At 48.4% G+C, this 22,433-nt stretch carries 13 protein-coding genes; 8 read left to right on the forward strand and 5 right to left on the reverse strand.

Translation table 11 applies throughout. The features are described 5' to 3' along the window. Positions 1-168 precede the first annotated feature (168 nt). The 4 genes from NG833_RS22270 to NG833_RS22285 all read left to right on the forward strand — a co-directional run bounded on the left by NG833_RS22270 (position 169) and on the right by NG833_RS22285 (position 7,985). Positions 169-1,710: an NADH-quinone oxidoreductase subunit M gene (locus NG833_RS22270; RefSeq protein WP_254567469.1), complete on the forward strand. Its 1,542-nt coding sequence runs from the start codon at positions 169-171 to the stop codon at positions 1,708-1,710. A gap of 166 nt (positions 1,711-1,876) precedes the next feature. After that, entirely contained in the window at positions 1,877-3,043 is a 1,167-nt protein-coding gene (locus NG833_RS22275; RefSeq protein ID WP_254567470.1) for a CO2 hydration protein, read from the forward strand. A gap of 581 nt (positions 3,044-3,624) precedes the next feature. After that, entirely contained in the window at positions 3,625-5,460 is a 1,836-nt protein-coding gene (gene ilvB, locus NG833_RS22280) for a biosynthetic-type acetolactate synthase large subunit (RefSeq protein ID WP_254567471.1), read from the forward strand. A 1,007-nt stretch (positions 5,461-6,467) separates the two neighbouring features. After that, the gene (locus NG833_RS22285) at positions 6,468-7,985 is read left to right on the forward strand and encodes an ATP-binding protein (protein WP_254567472.1); all 1,518 of its coding nucleotides are present in this window, start codon (positions 6,468-6,470) and stop codon (positions 7,983-7,985) included. Positions 7,986-8,022: 37 nt separating this feature from the next. Here NG833_RS22285 and NG833_RS22290 read toward each other — a convergent pair whose 3' ends face one another. After that, a complete protein-coding gene (locus NG833_RS22290) occupies positions 8,023-10,989 on the reverse strand; it encodes a response regulator (protein WP_305885000.1) in 2,967 nt (988 codons plus the stop codon). A 21-nt stretch (positions 10,990-11,010) separates the two neighbouring features. Here NG833_RS22290 and NG833_RS22300 point away from each other — a divergent pair, with 21 nt between their 5' ends. Both NG833_RS22300 and NG833_RS22305 read left to right on the forward strand, forming a co-directional pair. Further along, the gene (locus tag NG833_RS22300; protein ID WP_254567473.1) at positions 11,011-11,265 is read left to right on the forward strand and encodes a hypothetical protein; all 255 of its coding nucleotides are present in this window, start codon (positions 11,011-11,013) and stop codon (positions 11,263-11,265) included. Positions 11,266-11,640: 375 nt separating this feature from the next. Further along, entirely contained in the window at positions 11,641-12,426 is a 786-nt protein-coding gene (locus NG833_RS22305; protein WP_254567474.1) for an SDR family oxidoreductase, read from the forward strand. A gap of 429 nt (positions 12,427-12,855) precedes the next feature. Here the strand turns inward: NG833_RS22305 and NG833_RS22310 are convergent, their stop codons facing one another. Further along, positions 12,856-15,867 (reverse strand): glycerol-3-phosphate acyltransferase, encoded by a 3,012-nt coding sequence (locus tag NG833_RS22310; protein WP_254567475.1) that lies wholly within the window; start codon positions 15,865-15,867, stop codon positions 12,856-12,858. Between the two features lie 314 nt (positions 15,868-16,181). After that, positions 16,182-16,967 carry a CAP domain-containing protein gene (locus tag NG833_RS22315; protein WP_254567476.1) on the reverse strand — a complete coding sequence of 262 codons (786 nt, stop codon included), beginning with the start codon at positions 16,965-16,967 and terminating at the stop codon, positions 16,182-16,184. A 161-nt stretch (positions 16,968-17,128) separates the two neighbouring features. On the opposite strand from NG833_RS22315, the gene NG833_RS22320 reads away from it, so the two are divergent. Beyond that, positions 17,129-17,479 (forward strand): Dethiobiotin synthetase, encoded by a 351-nt coding sequence (locus NG833_RS22320; RefSeq protein ID WP_254567477.1) that lies wholly within the window; start codon positions 17,129-17,131, stop codon positions 17,477-17,479. A gap of 323 nt (positions 17,480-17,802) precedes the next feature. Here the strand turns inward: NG833_RS22320 and NG833_RS22325 are convergent, their stop codons facing one another. Both NG833_RS22325 and NG833_RS22330 read right to left on the reverse strand, forming a co-directional pair. Beyond that, positions 17,803-18,168, reverse strand: coding sequence for a hypothetical protein (locus NG833_RS22325; RefSeq protein ID WP_254567478.1), 366 nt, complete (start codon positions 18,166-18,168; stop codon positions 17,803-17,805). A gap of 459 nt (positions 18,169-18,627) precedes the next feature. Next, the gene (locus tag NG833_RS22330) at positions 18,628-19,662 is read right to left on the reverse strand and encodes an alcohol dehydrogenase catalytic domain-containing protein (RefSeq protein WP_254567479.1); all 1,035 of its coding nucleotides are present in this window, start codon (positions 19,660-19,662) and stop codon (positions 18,628-18,630) included. A 221-nt stretch (positions 19,663-19,883) separates the two neighbouring features. On the opposite strand from NG833_RS22330, the gene NG833_RS22335 reads away from it, so the two are divergent. Continuing rightward, positions 19,884-22,433, forward strand: a 2,550-nt coding sequence (locus tag NG833_RS22335) for a filamentous hemagglutinin N-terminal domain-containing protein (RefSeq protein WP_254567480.1), incomplete at its 3' end; no start/stop codon positions are given.

Genomic DNA, 22,433 nt, shown 5'->3' on the forward strand with positions numbered 1-22,433 from the left:
ATTCGCGAATCGCCCCTACATTGACGGATGGCTTGGAAAATAGGCGTAAGTCAGGCCACATTTAGAAGAAAGGTGTAAGTCAGGGGACTGTTAAATCCCTAATGCTTTCAAACTCTCTCACCCCGTCCGTAATAGATTGCCGTTAAAAAGACCCTATAGAATTTATCGATGCTGAGTGCTTTAATCTGGGTGCCGACGATCGGTGCTGCTCTGATTGGATTTTTCCCTAACCAGATGAACCCAAAGCGATCGCGTCAGATTGCCTTGGCGATCGCCTTTACCTCCTTCATCTGGTCTCTGATTCTCGTCAGTCAATTTGACCCGACTGGGGTCGGATTACAGTTCGAGGAAAATCTTCCCTGGCTAGAATATCTCGGGTTGAGCTACCGCCTCGGATTAGATGGGTTGTCTTTACCCTTAATCCTCTTAAATGGTTTGCTTACCCTGATCGCCCTCTACAGTACCAACGAGGCGATTACCCGTCCGCGATTGTACTACGCTTTAATCTTGCTGCTGAATGCCGGTGTTGCCGGTGCCTTCCTCGCTCAAGACTTACTGCTGTTTTTCCTGTTCTATGAAATCGAACTCATCCCTCTTTATCTGCTCATTGCCATTTGGGGGGGAGCAAGGCGGGGTTATGCAGCCACCAAGTTTTTACTCTATACCGCTATTTCTGGGATCTTAATTCTTGCCTCATTTTTAGGCTTGGTTTGGCTCACCCATGCCGATAGCTTTGCTTATCAAGCCTTTGCCGGTGCATCATTGCCGTTAAAATCGCAACTGCTGCTGTTAGCGCCTTTATTAATCGGATTTGCCATCAAAACCCCGATTGTTCCTTTCCATACCTGGTTACCCGATGCTCACGTGGAAGCCTCGACGCCGATTTCGGTGATGTTAGCCGGGGTGTTGTTGAAGTTAGGAACCTACGGATTATTGCGCTTTGGAGTCGGTTTATTTCCCGATGCTTGGGCTTATTGGGCTCCTTGGTTAGCCACGGTGGCGGTGGTGAGCGTTCTGTATGGAGCGTTTAGTGCCATTTCCCAAACTGATATGAAAAAAATGGTGGCCTTTAGTTCCGTGGCCCACATGGGGTATATTCTCCTGGCTTGTGCTGCTAATACGCCGGTGAGCATTGTCGGCGCAGTGTTCCAAATGGTCAGTCATGGATTGATTTCGGCCTTACTGTTTCTGTTGGTTGGGGTGCTTTACAAGAAAGCGGGGACTCGGGACTTGCGCGTGTTGCATGGGTTGTTGAATCCAGAACGCGGGTTGCCGATGATTGGGTCCTTGATGGTGCTGGCGGTGATGGCGAGTGCGGGGATTCCCGGGATGGCGGGATTTATTGCGGAGTTTATTATCTTTCGCGGCAGCTTACCCGTGTTTCCGGTGCAAACGCTGTTGAGTATGATTGGGACCGGGTTAACGGCGGTTTATTTCTTGTTGCTGATTAACCGGGCCTTTTTTGGTCGGTTGTCTGAGCAGGTGGTGAATTTGCCGCCGGTGCAGTGGTCCGATCGCATTCCGGCGATCGTCTTAGCGGTGTTTGTCGTGATTTTAGGCTTGCTTCCCAGTGGCTTGGTTGCTTATAGTGAAACCGCAGCTACAGCCTTGAGTCTGGGACGGCCTACCCTGAGTGCAGTAGTTCACCCAGAGGCGATCGCCCCTGCCGATGAATCCCGTATCCCCACCCTCTTCTCCCTCAATCCCTGAAATTTAAACCGACGGGTGGAGGTTGAACCCTCTGCCGTCGGGTTTAACTTCACCCTCCCGGGGGTTTCTTTCCCCTCAGTTTGGCTGTCATGATAGAGGAAACCAAAATTAAATTCGTACCCTATTAAATAATTTCCCTTGCTATTGATTTAGGAGAACACAAAAAATGACCTTATCAAAAATAAAAGATTCTAACCATCCTTTAATTGAATATATCGAACGCCTAGAAGCGGGGGGTGATTTGCTCCCGGATTCTCCCGAAAATTTGATAGAAGTGGTGGGAATCCTCAAAAGCTATGGCGTCGTTTTAGATGCCTATTCTCGCAATTTAATTTATATTGCAAACCATCAATTTCTGGTATTATTTCCATTTTTCAAATACTTTAATGGAGAATTTTCATTCCCCAAATTATTTCGACATTGGTTCCACGATCGCATTAATTTTGAATATGCCGAATATTGCATGAAAGCCATGTTTTGGCATGGCGGCGGCGGCCTAGATGAGTATGTGGATAGTCCGGAATTTAAGCAACTCGCTGAAGCAGCAATTCAGCGGCAGTTTAAGTTTAATCCGGTTATCTTGGGCTTAAACAAGCTCTTTCCTGAATTTTTGCTTGAACAGGTACGCCAGCTTGCTTACTACAGTGCCTTGGGCCAGTTTTGGCGGATCATGAGCGATATGTTCATCTCTCTGAGCGACGGCTATGATGCGGGAGAAATTACTTCCATTTCTCAAGTGGTTAATCATATCCTAAATGGCTTAGTTGCCGATGCCAGTACCCCCATTACTTATTCCGTGAAAATAGGGGATCGGGTTTATGATATTCTGCCCAAAGAAGCGGGACTAACCTTTCTAGCGGATACAGCGGTGCCTTATGTTGAGGCGGTCTTTTTCCGAGGCACTCCGTTTCCGGGGACGATTTCTTATAATGCTCAAGCGCATCAAATTCCTGAGTTTCAACGGCAGTTTAGTTATGGCGCGCTTTATGCGGACCCCTTACCCACGGGTGCAGCGGGAATTCCTCCCACTTTGTTGATGCAAGATATGCGGCACTATCTACCGGACTATTTGCATGAGGTGTATCGCAATAGTTGTCGGGGAGAAGACGATCTGCGGGTGCAAATTTGCCAAAGTTTTCAGAAATCGATGTTTTGCGTCACCACTGCCGCGATTAAGGGTCTGGCACCTCATCCCTTAGACACGAAGGAACCGGAACAACAGCAAGCTAACCGCGCTTATCTGGAAAATTGGCTCGATCGCTTTGTCACCTCTCGGTTGAGTGAGGTGAACAAACCCACGGAAAGAAGTTGTCAGTTATTTGTACCCCTATGAATCTGTAGCAACAATCCTCATCCCGATCGTCTCACAATGCCCGGTTAAGGACCAGAAACCGGGTTTCTGTCCTAGATTAGTGACTGATAGCCAAATTAGCCGCAAGAAACCCGGTTTCTAACCAATTGCAGGGACCAGAAACCGGGTTTCTTGCCCAAATTGGTTGCTCATCCAGAGATCTGTGAAAGAAACCCGGTTTCTAATCGATTGCAGGGACCAGAAACTAGGTAGGGGGCGGATTCAAAGCTCTTTGTTATCAAGACTACCCACGGAAGTCTTCGGCATCTGCCCTCCAGTTGTTAAATAAATATCAAGATTAATCCTTTTTTCTAAAATTTAGGGCATGATTGTAATTGAGAAATAAAGGTTACCACCAGTTGTGGGTACGCAGCAGAAATAAACTGCGATCGCCCCAATTAGGTGATAAGCGTGTCGTAGGAAACAGAACTGCACGCTATCAAACGTTTATCGTTCTTTCCTAAGCCAAAAAAATCGGGATTCGTGTGGTGAAACTGTAGGATCTAGCACAAAAAAGCTGAGTAAAACAATCCCGAAGTAGCAAAAAAGAGCAGAGGTATCCCGTGCAAGCAACCAGTGTAGAAGTCAAGCGCGTATCCGGCGCTTTTGCCTTAATTGATAGTTTGAAACGCCACGGTGTCAAGCATATTTTTGGGTATCCAGGTGGCGCGAACCTGCCGATTTATGATGAACTCTATAAGGCCGAAGCGGCTGGAGAAATGCAGCATATTTTGGTCCGACATGAACAAGGTGCAGCTCATGCAGCAGATGGCTATGCAAGGGCTACGGGGAAGGTGGGGGTCTGTTTGGCCACTTCTGGACCCGGTGCAACGAATCTTGTGACGGGGATCGCTACGGCTTATTTAGATTCAGTGCCAATGGTGGCGATTACGGGGCAGGTGCCTCGGGCGGCGATCGGCAGTGATGCGTTTCAAGAGATCGATATTTTCGGGATCGCTTTACCGATTGTCAAACACTCTTATGTCGTGCGCGATCCCAAGGATATGGCACAAATTATTGCCGAGGCGTTTTATCTGGCGAGTACGGGAAGACCGGGCCCGGTTTTGATTGATGTTCCGAAAGATGTGGGTTCTCAGGAGTTTGACTATACTCCGGTACAACCTGGGAATGTCAGTTTGCCTGGATACCGTCCGACGGTGAAAGGCAACAACCGGCAAATCGATCGCGCTTTGAGTTTGATTCGGGAGGCAGAGCGTCCTTTATTATATGTGGGTGGTGGGGCGATCGCCTCCGGTGCTCATGCGGAAATTTTGGAACTCGCCGAACATTTCCATCTCCCCGTCTGTACTACCTTGATGGGGAAAGGGTCCTTTGATGAGCATCATCCCCTGTCTCTCGGAATGTTAGGGATGCATGGGACCGCTTATGCGAACTTTGCGGTGAGTGCTTGTGATTTATTGATTGCTGTCGGTGCTCGCTTTGACGATCGCGTAACAGGCAAGTTAGAGGATTTTGCCCGGAATGCCAAGGTGATTCACATTGAGATCGACCCGGCGGAGGTGGGGAAAAACCGCAAACCTGATGTGCCGATTGTCGGGGATGTGCGACAGGTGTTGATTGATTTATTGCACCGCAATCGGGAATTAGGCAATGGGGTGGAGGAAGCACAAACGAAACCCTGGCGCGATCGCCTAGTACAGTGGCGGCACGAATATCCCCTAGAAATTCCCACTCCGGCAGATGGCTTATCTCCCCAAGAAGTGATTGCGGAAATTGGGCGTCATGCACCGACGGCTTACTATACCACCGATGTGGGTCAGCATCAAATGTGGTCCGCCCAATTTTTGAAAAATGGGCCGCGTCGGTGGATCTCCAGTGGTGGGTTAGGGACGATGGGATATGGATTACCCGCAGCAGTGGGGGTGAAAAAAGCCCTCCCGGATGAAGAGGTGATCTGTATTAGCGGCGATGGCAGTTTCCAGATGAATATGCAGGAACTCGGGACGATCGCCCAGTATGGCATTAAGGTGAAAATTGCCATTTTGAATAATGGCTGGTTAGGCATGGTCCGCCAGTGGCAACATTTGTTCTATGGCGATCGCTATGAAGCGACGAATTTGGAGAAAGGAACGCCGGATTTTGCCAAGTTAGCGGAAATCTATGGCATCAAGAGTTTAGCAGTGCGATCGCGCGAAGAACTCCCTGGGGCGATCGCCCAATTCCTCGCCCATGATGGGGCCATGCTTCTGGATATCCGGGTCACCCGCAACGAAGACTGCTATCCAATGGTGGTCCCCGGTACCGGCAACGATCGGATGCTGGGATTGCACCCTCACTTAGAGGAGTCTGCCGTGAGCAATCAACTCACTTGTTCCGCCTGCGGTCATCTCAACCCCGCCAGCCACAAGTGTTGTAGTGAATGTGGCACTTCCTTGTAAGTCCATGTAAGTCAATCAGAGGGTGGGGAATCCCCCACCCTTTGATGATTAGACCTCTTGCAAAAAAAAGGATTGATCCCCCCAACGCCCTTTAAGAAGGGTAGGGCTGTTTCATTGTCAAATTTTCCTGGCCCTGTAAGCTTCACAGAACAAGGGTTTTTGGCCTGATTTCCTAAGTTGAAACTAAAAAATAGAAACCACCCCGTCCCTTCGGGACACCCCTCCACGGGAGGGGAATCTGCCCCAAAATTCCCCTCCCGTGGAGGGGTGCCCCGCAGGGGCGGGGTGGTAAATTCTAGCTAGTAATCAAGTATTGAGCGCTGCTTCTTTACTCAAAAGTATCTGTCTCTTCCTAATCAAGACACCACCCCGTCCCTTGGGGACACCCCTCCATGGGAGGGGAATATGCCTGTATCCCCGGCCAGATAAAGTGATTGAACAATGCAAAATTAATTGGGCTGGGAGAATGAAACAGCCCTACCCTTAAGAAGGAGGCGATCGCCTTTTTCCCGTTTCTGGGAAATTCTGTTCCATTGCTTCATCCATTTAACGCGCTTCATTAGAATCAATGGCAGAGTCTTCCCCGTTAAACAGGTTTCCGATGTTTCCAGCAAACTAGAGGTCCAACCTTGGGAAAACTGGGCTGCTTGGTCGCCCCAATGCTTGACAAATATCCCTTTTTGTGGTAATAAAACCGTTGAAAAATCCTCAGCCTCGGGTCCAAGTTTTTCTGATTTGCACCTCAGATCATCAGTTATACCCACCCAATTTATAGATAGCTGCGATTTTTTTTGATATAGTTAATAAATCAGGGTTTAAAACCATCTTTTTTCTAGCAAGATAGGTCAATGTACCTTGATAGTATGTTTAACGAGTTTGAAAAATTAAAAAGATAAATCAATCCGACATAGCTCAGAAATCAATTCGGTAATTTCAGTGAAATTACGGTATTTCTCAGTCAAGTTTTGGATAAATCATTTGTGTAATAAAATCCCGGGATTAAAGCAATGAAAGAACCACTAGGCAAACATTTAGCTTCACAACAAATCACCCCATATTTTTCGCAAAAAAACTATCCGATCACAATTTTACTAATCGATGATCGCCCTATAGTTGGAGAGGTTTTAAGGCGAACAGTTGAGTCTGAAACCGATATTAAGTTTTGTTACTGTGGCGATCCAGTTCGGGCGATTCCGATGGCAATTGAATGTTCGCCTACCGTAATTTTACTGGATTTAGTCATGCCCGAAATTGATGGATTAATGGTACTCCGCTTTTTGAGGGCGAATCCCCAAACTCGGGAAATTCCAGTGTTGGTCCTCTCTACGAAGGAAGAAGTCAGTCTCAAGGGAGAAGCATTTGCAGCAGGTGCCAGTGACTACTTAATCAAATTTCCGGATCCCATTGAGTTGATTGCCCGGATCCGCTATCACTCCAAGGCTTATATTAATTTTTTAAAACAGCAGGAAGCCTATCGGGAACTGCAATTGATGCATGAAAGTTTAGAACAGCGAGTTGAGGAACGCACGAAAGAACTCCGGCAAACAGTAGAAAACCTGCAAAATACCCAAACTCAACTGATTCATGCCGAAAAAATGTCGGCCCTCGGGCAGTTGGTGGCTGGGATTGCCCATGAAATCAATAATCCCCTGCAATTTATTGCGGGTAATATTACTCATGCTCGCCAATATACTGAGGATTTATTAGACCTGGTGGAACTTTACCAAAAGTCAAATCCAGACCCGACTCCCGAGGTTAAAGGGTTTATTCAGGAGATAGATTGGGAGTTTATCTGTGAAGATTTACCGAATTTAATGTCGTCTTTGCAAGTGGGGGTCGATCGCATCCAAGAAATTTCTAATGATATGAGGAATTTCTCCCGGATGGACCAGGGACGAAGAATCCAGGTTGATATTCATCAAGGGATTGAGAGTAGTTTAGTAATTTTACAGCATCGGCTAAAAGCGAATCAAATTCAAGTCGTCAAAAATTATGGGAACGTACCGGAAATAGAATGCTGTATTGGACAACTCAATCAAGTTTTTATTAATCTGATTGGCAATGCGATCGATGCGTTGGAACTTGGGAATTCCTCTGGATTTGAAAGCGGAGAAATCTGTGGGCGATCGCCCCAAATAAGTCGGACCCCTCGGGCCCCCAGGATTTCGATTCACACCGAGCTCCAGAATGATGCCCTGGTCATTCAAATCACTGATAATGGTCCAGGAATTCCCAGGGAGATTCAGGACCGACTATTTGAACCTTTTTTCACCACCAAACCAATGGGCAAAGGGACGGGACTGGGATTGTCAATTAGCTATCAAATTATTGTCGAGAAGCATCAAGGGTCGTTTACCTGTAGCTCAATTTTGGGACAGGGCACGGAGTTTAAAATTGTTCTGCCTTTGCGTCAGGATGCCACTGCCGAGAGGGGAAAGGAGGAAGCAGAATCTGCAACCATTCGGTTACAAGGGGAGAACCGGGAATCGCCAACTTCTGCCTTAGAACAGTGGGCGACTGCGTGAACGAAAAACGGAAGATTGTTCTAAAAAAGGGCAATCATCAAGTCAGTTCCGTTTCAATAAATACATCCACCGCATCGAGGAGTTCACGAAACGAGTCTAAGAGTTCAGTGGAACCCTCCAGACTTTGTTGACAGGCCATTTCTTCCAGTTCCTTGGCGCGATCGGAGAGAATGGGAACCCCCATATTTGCAGCAGAACCTTTGAGGCGGTGGGCGAAATGCTTCACCTGAGAATAGTCTTGGGAGGCGATCGCCCGTTCTAACGGCTGTAAATCTTGGGAGGCGGTTTCTAGAAACATTTGCAGCAGTTGCCGTTTGACCGAGATTTTACCCCGAGAGATTTTTTCCAGGCGATCGCGATCGATCGGGAGGGTTAAATCCGGGGAGTTGATTCCCGAACCATTGCCATGAACGGTAGAGGAATAGATTGAATTCACAGGGACGAGAGCACCGGATTCCGCCAATTCTGAGTCTGTCGCCCCAAGGGAATGACTCACTGGACTCAGAGGAATTTTCTGAGCCCATCGCTGTACGATTCGGGCTAAATCCTCTTCATCCACGGGTTTGCTCAAATAGTCATCCATGCCGGACGCTAAACATTTCTCGCGATCGGCTTTCATGGCATGGGCAGTCAAGGCAATCACAACGGTGCGATTTTGATTCCCCTCTCGCCGACGTAATTCCTGAGTCGCGGTATAACCATCCATCAAAGGCATCTGGCAATCCATCAAGACAATATCATAATTTTGGGCTTCTAGGCACTTGAGTGCTTCGAGACCATTCGCCACACAGTCTGCCTGGTAGCCGAGGGATTCAAGCTGAGACAGTATAACAGTTTGATTGATTAAGTGATCTTCTACCACCAAAATTTTCAGGTCTTTTTTTCCAGGGGACATAGAGCGATCGCCCGTTTTTTCTAAGGAATCCCACTCTATTGCTTCTGGAGATTCCCCTGTCGTTTTCCGACGACCATTGGCCGGCTGAAATTGCAGGGTAAACCAAAAAGTTGAACCCTGATTAACTTCACTGGTGACACCAATTTTCCCCTGCATAATCGAGACCAATTGCTCACAAATTGCCAGTCCTAAGCCCGTTCCGCCATACTGACGACTGGTGGAAGGATCGACTTGGGAGAAAGATTGAAACAGTTTAGCTTGGGCGGACGGGGGAATTCCGATTCCCGTATCGGTGACTTGAAAATAAACCTGCGTCTTGCGGTTGGTTTTTCCATCGAGTTTAGCTTTTAGGGAAATAGAACCGGAGGGGGTAAATTTAATTGCATTACTGACTAAATTGAGTAAAATTTGGCGCAACCGGCTGGGGTCACCCCGCACAAATCGGGGCAGATTTTCCTCACAATGCAGTTTTAAGATTAGGCCCTGGTCTTCTGCTTGAGGTTTAAATAAGTTCACCACATCTTGCAGACATTCATATAAGTCAAAGTCCAAGGTTTCTAAGTGCATTTCTCCGGCTTCCAGTTTGGAGAAATCGAGGATATCGTTAATAATTCCCAGTAAATGTTTGGCAGAAATCCGAATGGTTTCTGTATATTCCTGCTGTTTGGGAGTGAGTTCTGTATGCAGCATCAACCCCGCCATCCCGAGGACGCCATGCATAGGCGTGCGGATTTCATGGCTCATATTGGCGAGAAATTGTGATTTGGCTTGAGATGCTTCTAGGGCGGCTTCGCGGGTTTTGATCAATTCATCCACGCGATCGGCCACGATAATCAGACCCCCGATCGCCTCCCCATCTTCTGTAGAATTGAGGGGATTGACGTACCAAGGCTGAACCGCCCAGCGAAAGTATAAGACCGAACCATCCGCCCGTTCCCATTTATCCTCTGTGCGAGAAATAAATTTTCCTTGTAATCCCTGTTGATGGATTTCTTTCCAGTCTGCTTTGATATCGGGAAAGATATCATAGTAACTGCAACCCAAAAGACTTTGGGAAACTAAATTATGATCCGTAAGCCATTGGTTGCTGTAGGCCAGAAAGCGCATTTCCGTATCAAACATCGCCATTGCGATCGGGGCATTTTTAATAAATTGCCGGAGTTGCTGATATTCTTGTTCTTGCGCCAGTTCGGCTTGTTTGCGCTCGGTAATATCAATGCCAATTCCCCATCCAGCCCAACTGGCGATCGGGAAGCGTGAGCTGATATTAGACCAAGCCACAGTCTTGATCGTGCCATCTTTGCAGGTAATTTGCCATTCCCGGGCACGTCCATGATTGCGCGCTTTATTCACTTCTTCAATAATGGCATCCCGTAGGGTATTCACCGACGGCAAAGGCTCGACAATCGGCGAGGTAGAGGGTGCACTTAACTCGCTCGATCTCCCACTCCCTGAAGCGCGATCCGAGAACAGGTGTTTAGCTTGGGGATTGCCAATAATTTCCTCAGCCGAATAGCCCGTGACTCTTTCACACTCACGGTTCCAGACGATAATATTTCCCTCGACATCAAAGGCAGTCAACATCACCGGCATATTTTCCAGAACACCGCGCAGGCGCAGTTCACTTTCCTGGAGTGCCTGATACGCCTCATCCCGTTGCAAACGACTAATATAAGCTTGAGAATGGTAGCGAATTCGAGCCAGAAGTTCGATGGGGTCGGGGAGTTTCACTAAATAATCATTGGCACCGGCGGCAAAGGCTTCAGCTTTGAGCTTGGCTTCTTCTTTTACCGACAGGACAATCATGGGAATGTCCCGAGTGGCGGCATTGGCGCGAAAAAACCGCAGCAATAATAGCCCGTCCACATCCGGCATGACTAAATCTTGCAAAATCACCGTGGGGGAAATTTCCGTGGCTTGTCGAACGCCATCCAGAGGGTCCTGGCAGTAGTGAAAAATAATATCTTCTTCATCTACAAGCATCCGACTAACTGCCTCACCAATGATCGGTTGATCGTCAATGAGCAAGACGGTAATCGGGTGTTGTGTCCAGGTGATGGTGGGACTGGTGGCTTTGGCATTCTGCCTGGTCATAGTCTTGGCGCTCAAAGACTGAATGGGTAGAGATCCGTGGCAGGTTCAGAAGATGGCTTTGCCCAAACTGAACCAATCAGCAGTCAACAGTGTCAGATTCTTGTGGAATTAGGGATGATTCCTCCGTTGAATCAAGTTAGAGTGAATGGGCTAATCTTTGGGATTGGAAATCGCCCATCGGGAATGAATCAGGGCGATCGCTCCTGGGTAGGTCAGCATCGGCTTCTCCCCTATTATCCTCAATTGTGGGGGTTTCAGCTACCTTATAGGAGACTGACACTCTACCATTAAGGGGACCGCAGTTGGCGCTTTTAGCTCTCTTTTAGCTCTTGAGAACCCGCAAAAGCCATACTTTAAGGGTAGCAGGATCAGCTCTTGGTGGCGTGACTTTTAACCCGCAATGCGCCGAATCAGAACCTCATACTCCATCCAATGGTCAAAGGCTATAAAACCCTGCACCCTGAAGGGTGGGGCTATACGGACAAAGCCCGCCTGCGCGGGCTAAGAAAGAAAACCGACTTTTAACAACGGGATTTGGTATCAGAAAGAAATAGGTAGGGGCCTTCCTACCTTCTGAGAATCCGGGCGATCGGCACAGACAGAAACCAGGGTTTATAATTCGGTTGCTCTAGGCTACTCACCGTTTAGTAAATTATAGGGATGAGCATGGAAACTGCTTTAATTACGGGAGCATCTTCTGGAATTGGTGCGGCATTTGCCCGAGAACTGGCTCGTCGTCATTATAATTTGATTCTTGTGGCGCGATCGCAAGAGCAACTCAATACCCTCGCCCAAGAACTCCGAAACCAGTATCCCATTCAAGTTGAAGTCATTGTCCAAGACCTCGGACAACCCCAGGCGGCTACCCAGGTTTATCAAACCATCAAAGACCGAGATTTGACCGTTGATTTACTGATTAATAATGCGGGATGTGGAGACTACGGACCCTTTGCCAGTCGCAGCCGCACTCGCCAATTAGAGATGATTCACCTCAATATCGCCGCCCTCGTCGAACTGACTCATTGTGTCTTACCCGAAATGCAACATCGGCGATCGGGCAGCATCATTAATGTTGCCTCCATTGCCAGCTTTCAACCCCTACCCTATATGTCCGTTTATGCCGCTTCTAAAGCATTTGTCCTCAGTTTTAGCGAATCCCTCTGGGCCGAAAATCGCCAATTTAACCTCCGCATTCAAGCCCTTTGTCCCGGTCCAACCCAAAGTAACTTTTTCCAACAAGCTGGGTTTCCCCAGACCATGAACAACAATCAAAAAGTTACCATTGTCCCACCCGAAAAAGTCGTTCAAGACTCCCTACGCGGCCTAGAAAAAAATCAGCCCGTTGTCGTAACCGGAACCTTCAAAGCTCACATCATTGTTAATCTCCCCCGCTTTTTCCCCCGTCCAGTCTGGGTCAATTTCATGGGCAAAATGTTTAAAAGCGGGGAGTGAGGGGGGATTTGTCATTTGTCATTTGTCATTGGTCATTGGTCCTTGGTCATTTGTCCTTGGTTGATGGGGGAGATGGGGAGGATGGGGAGGATGTTCGTAGTAACGACTTCAGTCGTTATCTTGTCAAAGTTCGTAGTAACGACTTCAGTCGTTTCTTATGTTCGTAGTAACGACTTCAGTCGTTATCTTGTCAAAGTTCGTAGTAACGACTTCAGTCGTTCTCTTTTTTCGTTCGTAGTAACGACTTCATACCAAATCCGGAGTTCAAAAGTCGTTTTTACTCTTGATGCCCGCGCAGGCGGGCTTTGTCCGTATAGCCCCAGGCTTTCCTTACGGAACGCTACGCGAACAGCCTGCGGATTTTTACAGACCTTTGACAACCGGATTCGGTATCAGTCGTTATCTTCACTCCACCCATCATCCCCACATTTATCCATCCCCCACAATCACCACCGTCCCTTGTGCTCCATCAATCCGAACCCATTGACCATCGTGAAGACGAGAAGTCGCATCAGTAACATCCATCACCGCAGGAATTCCATACTCACGAGCCACGATCGCCCCGTGGGAGAGTTGACCACCCACCTCCGAAATCAACCCTCCAGCGCGGGCTAATACAGCCGACCACCCCGCATCGGTGTAAGCAACAACCAGAATCGTTTCCTTATCAATCGGGCTAACTTCTTGTAAATTGCGAAGCACTTTGACTCGACCTTCCACCACCCCTGCACTCGCACCAATTCCCCGCAATCCTTGAGACATATCAACGACGGTGCGAGTTACACTCGAAGGCAGGGCCGGTGTATTTCCATAAACCACCGCAGGCACCGATTTCAGTTTTTTATTTCGGGCAAAGTCATCCCGTCGATGAGCAATTAATTCCCGGATTCTAGGTCTTAATTCCCGATTTGAGCCTTCGATTAATTGCCGAATTTCTCCAAACTCTAAAAAGAAAATATCCCCCGGTTCAGCGATTATTTCGGCTTCTATAAACTGCTGCTCTAGTGCTAAAAAACTCCAGCGTAAATGGGCCAATAACTTGTTATAAATCACCGCCACCCGACCCTTTAAGTCGAGACGACTTTGAACAATTTGGGCTTTGATGCGTTGGGATGTGGGTTTGTTTGCCAGAGGAACAGGTTGAAACAACTGCTGAGTAAACAGTTGGCGCACAGGACGGGGGTCTTCTTTCCAAGTGGGAACGGCGATATCCGTGGCAACATCGCTCAAATAACCGTAGCGGTTGAGAAACTCATCGAATTGGTCAAAAATTGCTTGTCCTTCGGGCATTTCAGCGAGGACAGCAAACAGTTGAGAACAATCTCCGGTTTTATCCCCGGGAAGGCTAATTTCATCCAAGTCCGGCAACACCAACAGGGCGGCATTGGCGATTTCTTGGAGGGCCTGAACTGCCGAAATTTCGGGAGTTTTGCCATAATCCAGTTCGCGATCGCCCACTTTGAGCATTCCCTTCCTCAAGGCAAAACTCAGGGGGGACAAAATATTGTAATAGGTGAGGGTCTCTAGCAACTCCAAAATCTCATCGATCCGTTGCAGCAGAGATTGAGGCGTTAAGGAAGAACCGTCGGATCCCGGTCCCTTGTCATCGGCAACGCAAAGGGCCTCCTGAGATTCCAATGCCGCCAAGGCGGGGGCCAAACGCCCCTGTTCTAGGTCATCAAAATTAAATCCCAAGCGAATTTCTCGCCGCAGCAAGCGCAGTAATCCGGGCAGAGAAATCAGGGTCGAGGTTAAGGGCGGTTTGCTGAAGGGCGCACCCCGGGTCAAAAATTCCAGACTTTCTGGGGGTAACCCCATCCGCAGAAAGATTTCCCCCAGTAAGGAGGCATTAAAGTAGGCATGAGAAAAATGCAGGGTGGCGGTTTGCAGAAAATCCAGATGACGGGCGCGTTTGCCTAAAACGAGGCTAAACAGTTTCCCCCAAACGCCACAGGTGAGGGGACGATTTAAGGACCAGGTGAGGGGACGAATGGTGCCGGGAATGACTTCGGCAGCGATTTTCCGGGTCCAGATAGGTAGCAGGGTGGTGATGGGACGCGCCTGTAATAGCCAGAGGGACTCCCCATCGTAGGTCCATTCGATGTCTTGGGGAATGCCGTGGTAGTGGTTTTCCAGATGGCGGACGAGATAGGCGACTTGTTGCAGCAATCGCCGGGGGACATCCCCGGTGCCTTCGAGGGGGAGTTGTTGGTCCTCGGGGAGTTCCCAGGTGGCGCTGGCATCCACATCCGTAGCGGAGATAAAGACTTGGTAACGTTCTGGGGTGACTTGTCCGGAGACGACTCGGGAACAGTCTCCAGGGAGGGCTTCGATCGCCACAAAATCCCCTTGTCCGGCGATGGGGTCCCGACTAAAGGCAACACCGGAAAACACCCCGGGAATTTGGGGTTGAATTAGGACTGCCATCGCGTCTCTTGCCCCTTGCCGAGGATTGCTGGATCGGCCTCGGGGACTAGAATCCTGACGATATTGAGCCGCATTGGGGCGATCGTAGGAGGTTAAGCAGCGAGTAATCCCTTCGCTTAAACTGGGGCGAGAGATGACGTTGGCAATAGACAGATATTGACCCGCAGCGGAGGCAGTTTCGCTATCTTCGCCAATGGCGGAGGACCGGACAATTAAGGGAGAGTCTGGCGAGGGGTCGAGATGAGCAATCAAGGGGGATGGGTCATCCCCGGGAGGCAGGACCCATCCCTGGGGCACGGGATAGCCGGACTGTTTGAGGGCGGCTAAGGTGGCGGCTTTTGCGCCGACTTTGGCGGCATCTAGGGGTTTGTCCAGAGAAACCAGGGCGCGATCGCCTCGGAAAAAGCGAAACATCTTCTGAGATTGTTCATGACTGTTGGTGGCAGGCAAATCTAAATCGTCAGGCATTTTTTGGTAAATCCAGTAGAGTATTACCGCCAGGGCGATCGCAGCGGCGATTCGTTCGACTTGCTGGGAGTGCAAGGCAGCCGTAATCAGCGGCAGGAGTACCAACACTAAGGTCCGACCCTGCTGACGCTCTCGCACCAGAGTAAAACTAATCCCCCCAATCAAAAAAATCAACCCCGAGGCAGTCGGATCATGGACGAAAAACCCCCAAACCACATTGGTGGTCCCGGCCCCTCGTCCTTTCCAATACCGACCCATCACTAGGGCAATCAAGGCAATTAATTCCCACTCTGGATTCTGGGGAAAAAACTGCCTTGCCAGCAATACGGCTAAAATTCCTTTTGACGCCTCGGATATCACCGCCAGGATACCGGCAACTCGTCCCCCATGATAAAAGGCCGCAGAGACCCCTATATTCCCGGTTCCCACCCGACGCAAATTTTGGCCGGTGAGGGCGCGAGTGATCCAATCAATCAGGGGTAAGGCCCCTAAGATTGGACAGAGGATGAAAATCAGTAATGTACCCCAAACTTGCGTGAGCGTCATGGAAAAACCAGCAATTGCGGCGGTGAGGGATGACTTTTTTACAAATATCTAAGTATGCCGCAAAAATCAAAGTTCTGCTCAAAGGGGCCTTTATTGTTGGGGAAATGGGGTTTAATCCGGCAAAAACCCGCACCCTGAAGGGTGGGGCTATACGGACAAAGCCCGCCTGCGCGGGCTAAGACAGGCGTTATATCAAATCCGGTTGTTAAATATAAAGTCGATTTTCTCTTCAGCCCGCGCAGGCGGGCTTCGTCTGTGTAGCCCCACCCTTTCCTAGCGGAACGCTGCGCGAACAGGGTGCGGGTTTTTATAGACTACTCCTGTTCGTCATATCCATTGGCATAGACGATCGCGCACATTTGCCCGTAAGTTTCATGAGGACCACAGGCGACCCCAGTCCAGCGAAATTCACCATTAAAGATGTTCTCCCGGTGACCGCGACTGGGGACCCCATCATCGATAATCAGTTGCATGACCACTTGTTCGGCGGTATCGGGACCATAACTGATGTTTTCGGCGGCCCCCCCGCGCCAGTGTCCATAACGGTTCATGCGGTCAAAGGGGGTACTGCGATCGCTGCCGGTATGTCCGGTCTCCCCTCGTGGTCCTTGGTACTCGACTAAATCCGCTGCCGCTTGAGACATCCCTCGGGAGGGTCGCAAGGAGGGTTTGGAATCCATTCCTCGCAGGGCCAGAATGGCTTCATTAACGGCGCTGATTCCTTCTTGGGTGCGGATGGGGGTTTCTCCCGGTGGTTTAAACAGTCTCCCTTCGTAATAGTTTTTCAGGGTTTCGAGTTTGTTAGCATATTCGCCAGGATTGGCCCGCGCTTGATTCATTTCCCGAATAATCTGTGCTTCTAATTGCGATAAATAGGGCATGGAGTCTTGGTGGGTGAGGATGAGAGGATGAGAAGATCTGGATTCCCCGGTCTGTCTTTGTTCTATATTAGGGTTCTGGAACTGGGGTGAAATTCCCATTGTTTCAAGGGATAAAATCGGCTGTAAGGGCAGGCTAATACTGAGCATTCCCAGGCCCAAAATCATCCACCCTTTTCTTTGCTGCTGGAATTTGTTCAAGGCAGCTTTTATGTTTTTCATGGGAGTTTATTTTGTATAGATTAATTCAGTTTATTTTTTAATGATACCACTGCCTCAAACGGGCTGCTCCCATCCCAGGCGATCGCACTCTTCTCGGTTTGCGCTACAGTTAGGATGCAACTCTGTGCGACCCTGCCAATTTTGTTCGATAAAAACAGCCGATGGATTACCCAACTGCCTACAATTTTTTAATGGATCAGGGAACTGCCCTAAGTTCTCAGCGCAACCCTGATGATTTACTCCGCCGTCTCCAACAAGGAAAACCACCGATTCCCGGTCAAGTTACGGCTATTCTATTAGCGCTTAAGGTGGTGTTTGAGGGGTTAAAAGAGGCCAAAAGTTTAGACCGCAACTTGGTCTGGGCCTTGTATCTATTAACGGTGGAAAGTCAGCAGCTTTTTGAAAGTGGTTGGAACTCCGGAGTAGACTGGCCGCCTCTGTTAAAGGAGGATTTACATCGAATTGCGATCGCAGTCCAAAGTATCTATTCCGGCATTTGGCAAGGGGGGTGAGGCCAATCCCCAATTGTCCAGTATAAAGAGTTCCTCAATGAATTAGACAATTCGCCAAAGGAGTGGGAGCATCTTGCTCCCTTGCTGCAATTAGGTAGCAAGATGCTCCCACTCCCTCCAAAAAATGTCCCATTCATTGAGACAAGCTCTATAACAATTTGATATTCACTTGAATTCAATAATCAGCTTTTTCTCAAACCCTGACAGTTTTAAACTTTGCCTCATCTCAATGGTTTTTAAAATAAGTAAATGCACCCAATTCAGACCTTTAAAAATCGTTAAACTGAGAGGGGAGTCACTCTCATTAAACCCGAATCTTAGGTTTAATAGGTTGGCTCATACCAAATCTGCTCACCATTTTCGTACACCATTAAAGCGTCACCCACCATGTAAGTGTACTCATTTCCGTAGTCATCGTAAGTCGTGGCCATATAATATCCACTGTCGGTGAAGGTGACACCATAGACGTTAATCAAATCCCCATTGGAACGGTTGATACCCTGATAAAAATAATCCCCATCTCCATCCTGACAAATGAAAGCCTGATAGGTGTCAGTTGTGAATTGTTCAATCATGGTAGCCCGTGAACATCCGCTTTGCGCGATTAGCAATTCTCCGGACTGGGCGAAACTAGAATCCTCGGCAAGATTCGAGGAAGGCGCAACAGCTAACAGGGGCAATGCTGGCATCAATAATCCCAAGGTTGTGCCAAGTACAGCGGAAAACTTGCAACCTTTAAGCCAAAACTTTGTGTTCATTCTGTCTTTCTTATGATTGAGTTGTACTGGTTTAGTCGTAGCATTAATTTCCCGGGAATGTCAATAGTATTTCCCCTAGGTATTTATGAAGTTTTCATAACAGTGTAGGGGTGATTTACTCGGTGTTTTCAGAGTAAGTATTTATCTCTAATCCGAAAACAATAGTGGTCGGTATAAATTCTTTCTGTTGTTCTGAGTCCTGAAATTTACCATAATTATTTTCAGAAAAAGCATTGTTTTTATTGCTTTAAGTGAGGGATGAATCCACCAGAGAGCAGGTTCAATCATTCAGGACAAAACCCGGTACTCTCTAATGCTTAAACCGATTCTTCAGTCAATACTTTCATTCATTTAAAAATATTAAAATGAATTAAATTCTGCATAATTTGCTCATTCTCCGGGGACGATCGCCACTTTAATGACCTGGCGATCGCGCATATCCTGGAAAGTTCTTTCTAAGTCTTTCAGGGACCGGCGATCGCTGATTAACAATTCCCAGGGAATCTGTCTGCTGGCAAGGGTAGAAAGTGCTTCTCGGACATGGTAGGGAGTGTTATGAAATACGCCTTTTACAGTCATTTCACTGTAATGTAATCGTTCCGTATTTACCGTGATTGTCGTATCTTTAGGACAACCGCCGAATAGGTTAATAATCGCACCCGGACGCCCACAGGCGATGGCGGTTTCCCAGACTTCTGGTACGCCTGTCGCTTCGATGACGACATCTGCACCCCATCCATCAGTAAACCCTCTCACCACTTCAGGAATAGGTTGCTCTAATTGATGATAATTAAAGGTCTGAAATGCTCCCAATTGTCTACCAATGTCCAAGCGATTATCATTACCGCCGAATAACATAACTTGAGCGCAACGGTTTGCTAAAACGGCCACAAACATTAATCCAATTGCTCCATCCCCAATCACAATAACCCGGTCTTGGGGCTGAATCGGCGAACGGTCTATGCCATGTAAAACACAGGCCAAGGGTTCGGTTAATGAGGCTAGTTCATCGGGAACATTAGGAGGAATAGCTAATACATTAGCTTGAACAATTGGAGCAGGAATTTTTAAATATTCAGCAAATGTTCCATTATTCCATGTTAGATTAGGACAGAGGGAATAAGCGTGGCGATCGCAGAAAAAACAATTGAAGCAAGGGGCGGAATTATTGGCAACCACGCGACTGCCTATTTGCCATCCCTGAACCCCCTCCCCCATTGCCACAATTTCCCCTGCTGCCTCATGTCCAAATAAAGTTGGAAGTTGCAACATCTTAGCATGACCCCCACGCCGCCATACCTTCAAATCTGTTCCGCAAGTCGTGGCAGTTTTCACCCGAATCACGACTTCCCCCAAATCTGGCGTCGGATCCGGTACAATTTCTAAACGTAAGTCTTCTTTTCCGTACAGTAATGCCGCTAACACGGGTCCCTATTCCTAAATGCTTTCCCCCTATTTTATCAGTAGGGCTGTCTCTTCCGGTGGCTTTTCCCTCGGATTGTTGCAGAAATGTTCCTGTTGAGGCGATCGTCTAACCATCCCATGCAACCGCCTCTCCCTGATGCAATCTCTTGTACCCGCTAAACCCTAAATGACCAAATTTTCTGTATCCTCTGACTCCAAACCTCCTTAACCTAGTCATCCCAATGAAATTAATTCACCCTGTTTTATTCAGTCTCATGGCGGTATTCACGGACGTTAATTTATCTCTCGCGCAAGCAATTTTCCCCGCTACGGATGGGACTGGCACCCAAGTTCACTGGAATGGAATTCAATATGATATTCAAGGTGGGACCCTCTCTACAGATGGCGTCAATCTGTTCCATAGTTTTGATAAATTTGGTCTAAATCCTGGAGAAATTGCCAATTTTCAATCCAACCCTCATCTTCAAAATATTCTCGGACGAGTTACGGGAGGAACCGCTTCAGTCATCAATGGATTAATCCAAATCTCCGGAGGAAATGCTAATCTATTTTTGATGAATCCCGCTGGCATACTTTTTGGCAAAAATGCCCAATTAAATATACCCGGAGATTTTTTTGCCACCACAGCAACGGGGATTGGATTTGATAGTAATACCTGGTTTAGTGCAACGGGTTCTGCAAATTGGCAGGAGTTAGTCGGAACCCCGGTGCTGTTCGCTTTTGACTCCTGGAAACCGGGAAGCATTGCCAATTTTGGCCGGATGGAATTGCAACCGGGTCATGTATTGACTTTAATGGGAGGAACTGTTTTTAATGCCGGTACTCTGTCTAGTCCAGGAGGACATATTACCCTTGCTGCTATTCCCGGACAACATCGGGTTCGCATCTCTCAAACCGGACATTTATTAAGTTTAGATCTGGAGATGGGAACATCGGGAGTTCTATCGGGAGGGGAATTCGCATCACTGCCGGACCCCCTCTCACTTGCGGAATTGCTCACTGGGGGAAACATCAATAATGCGACTGGGGTAGAAGTCAATGCCGATGGCACGATCGCACTCACAGGTTCAGGAATCAGTCTGGATGCCGAAATTGGGGATGCGATCGCCTCGGGAACCCTCGATGTCACGGACCAAACGCCGGATCAGTCGGCATTGCCAAGCATCACCCTGGTAGGCGATCGCGTTGCTGTCATCGATGCGGCGATCGATGCCTCCGGAATTGATGGCGGTGGCACAATCCGCATTGGTGGCGACTTTCAAGGCAATGGCACAATTCCCACCGCCACCCGCACCTTTGTCAGTGCAAACACCATCATTCATGCCGATGGACTCTCGATCTCCGATCCACCAGAAATCACAACTTCCCCCTCTCCAGCAGATGGAGGACGAGTCATTATCTGGTCCGATGAAACCACTCGCTTCTATGGACAAGTCACTGCCAGAGGGGGTTCTCATCCTGCTGCCTTACCCCAAAATGGCGGGTTTGTAGAAATATCGGGACGGGAATTTTTAGACTTTCAAGGGACAGTTAATACCCTCGCACCTTATGGTACATCGGGAATTCTTTTACTGGATCCGACAAATATAGAAGTGGTCAGCAGTACCGAAAATACGGCTAATTTGTCTGATGTTGATGCCTTTGCGGACCCGGATTTAGACGAACCCACGGCGATCGCTGTAGACTTGATTAATAATGCGACAACCAATGTCATCCTGCAAGCAACGGAGGACATTACCGTAAGTACCCCAGTCGCCATTCAAACCCCTGGAGTCGGATTGACTGCGGAAGCGGGAAATTGGATTGCCGTCTATGGTAACATTCAAACCAATCAGGGAGACATTACCCTCACAGCAAATCAATCGGGAAATGGGGGACTGTTCATTGATAGCAATGCGATTCTCTCTTCTGGTGGTGGTAATATCACCTTAAGTTCAGATTTTGGAAATAATGGGATTCAAACGGGTGAGATTATCTCCGCTGGCGGAAATGTCTCCCTCACCTCTTTTGGAGATATTGAAGTCGTTGCGATTGATGCCTCCGGAGGCAGTAACGGCAGAGGTGGCAGGATAGACATTAATACGGAGGGATTGTTTCGCGCCACGGGGACTTTGCGCGATCGCCTGGATATTCCGACGAGTCTTTATACTGCTGATGCCAATGGCAACGAGGCGATCGTCATTCGGCATGGCGGAAATAGCGAAACCCCCTTTATTGTCGGCGATGCCAGAACCAATGGGACTGTAGGCGGGATTTTTACGGGAACCGAACAAATCAACGGCATTCTCTTATCCAGCGATCGTACTCAAGGCAACATTGCCATTCTCTCCAAATTCGCACCACCGCCACCCACCCCATCCACACAGATCCAACCGCCACCACCAACAGGAGGAACTCAACCACCACCAACAGGAGGAATGCAACAACCATCCACAGGAGGAATGCAACAACCATCCACAGGAGGAATGCAACAACCATCCACAGGAGGAATGCAACAACCACCAACCGGAGGAACTCAACCACCACCAACAGGAGGAACTCAACCGCCAGCAACAGGAGGAACTCAACCGCCAGCAACAGGAGGAACTCAACCGCCAGCAACAGGAGGAATGCAACAACCGCCAGCAACAGGCGGAATGCAACAACCGCCAGCAACAGGCGGAATGCAACAACCGCCAGCAACAGGAGGAATGCAACAACCGCCAGCAACAGGCGGAATGCAACAACCGCCAGCAACAGGCGGAATGCAACAACCGCCAGCAACAGGCGGA

This window comes from Oscillatoria sp. HE19RPO, from assembly GCF_024220515.1.
Classification (GTDB): Bacteria; Cyanobacteriota; Cyanobacteriia; order Cyanobacteriales; family Laspinemataceae; genus Laspinema.

Bases quoted from the DNA above. Each gene is read 5' to 3' on its own strand.
- NG833_RS22305 (WP_254567474.1), top strand. From the start codon at position 11,641: ATGGAAACTGCTTTAATTACGGGAGCATCTTCTGGAATTGGTGCGGCA.
- NG833_RS22310 (WP_254567475.1), bottom strand. From the start codon at position 15,867: ATGACGCTCACGCAAGTTTGGGGTACATTACTGATTTTCATCCTCTGT.
- NG833_RS22320 (WP_254567477.1), top strand. From the start codon at position 17,129: ATGGATTACCCAACTGCCTACAATTTTTTAATGGATCAGGGAACTGCC.
- NG833_RS22325 (WP_254567478.1), bottom strand. From the start codon at position 18,168: ATGCCAGCATTGCCCCTGTTAGCTGTTGCGCCTTCCTCGAATCTTGCC.
- NG833_RS22315 (WP_254567476.1), bottom strand. From the start codon at position 16,967: ATGAAAAACATAAAAGCTGCCTTGAACAAATTCCAGCAGCAAAGAAAA.
- NG833_RS22275 (WP_254567470.1), top strand. From the start codon at position 1,877: ATGACCTTATCAAAAATAAAAGATTCTAACCATCCTTTAATTGAATAT.
- NG833_RS22285 (WP_254567472.1), top strand. From the start codon at position 6,468: ATGAAAGAACCACTAGGCAAACATTTAGCTTCACAACAAATCACCCCA.
- NG833_RS22270 (WP_254567469.1), top strand. From the start codon at position 169: ATGCTGAGTGCTTTAATCTGGGTGCCGACGATCGGTGCTGCTCTGATT.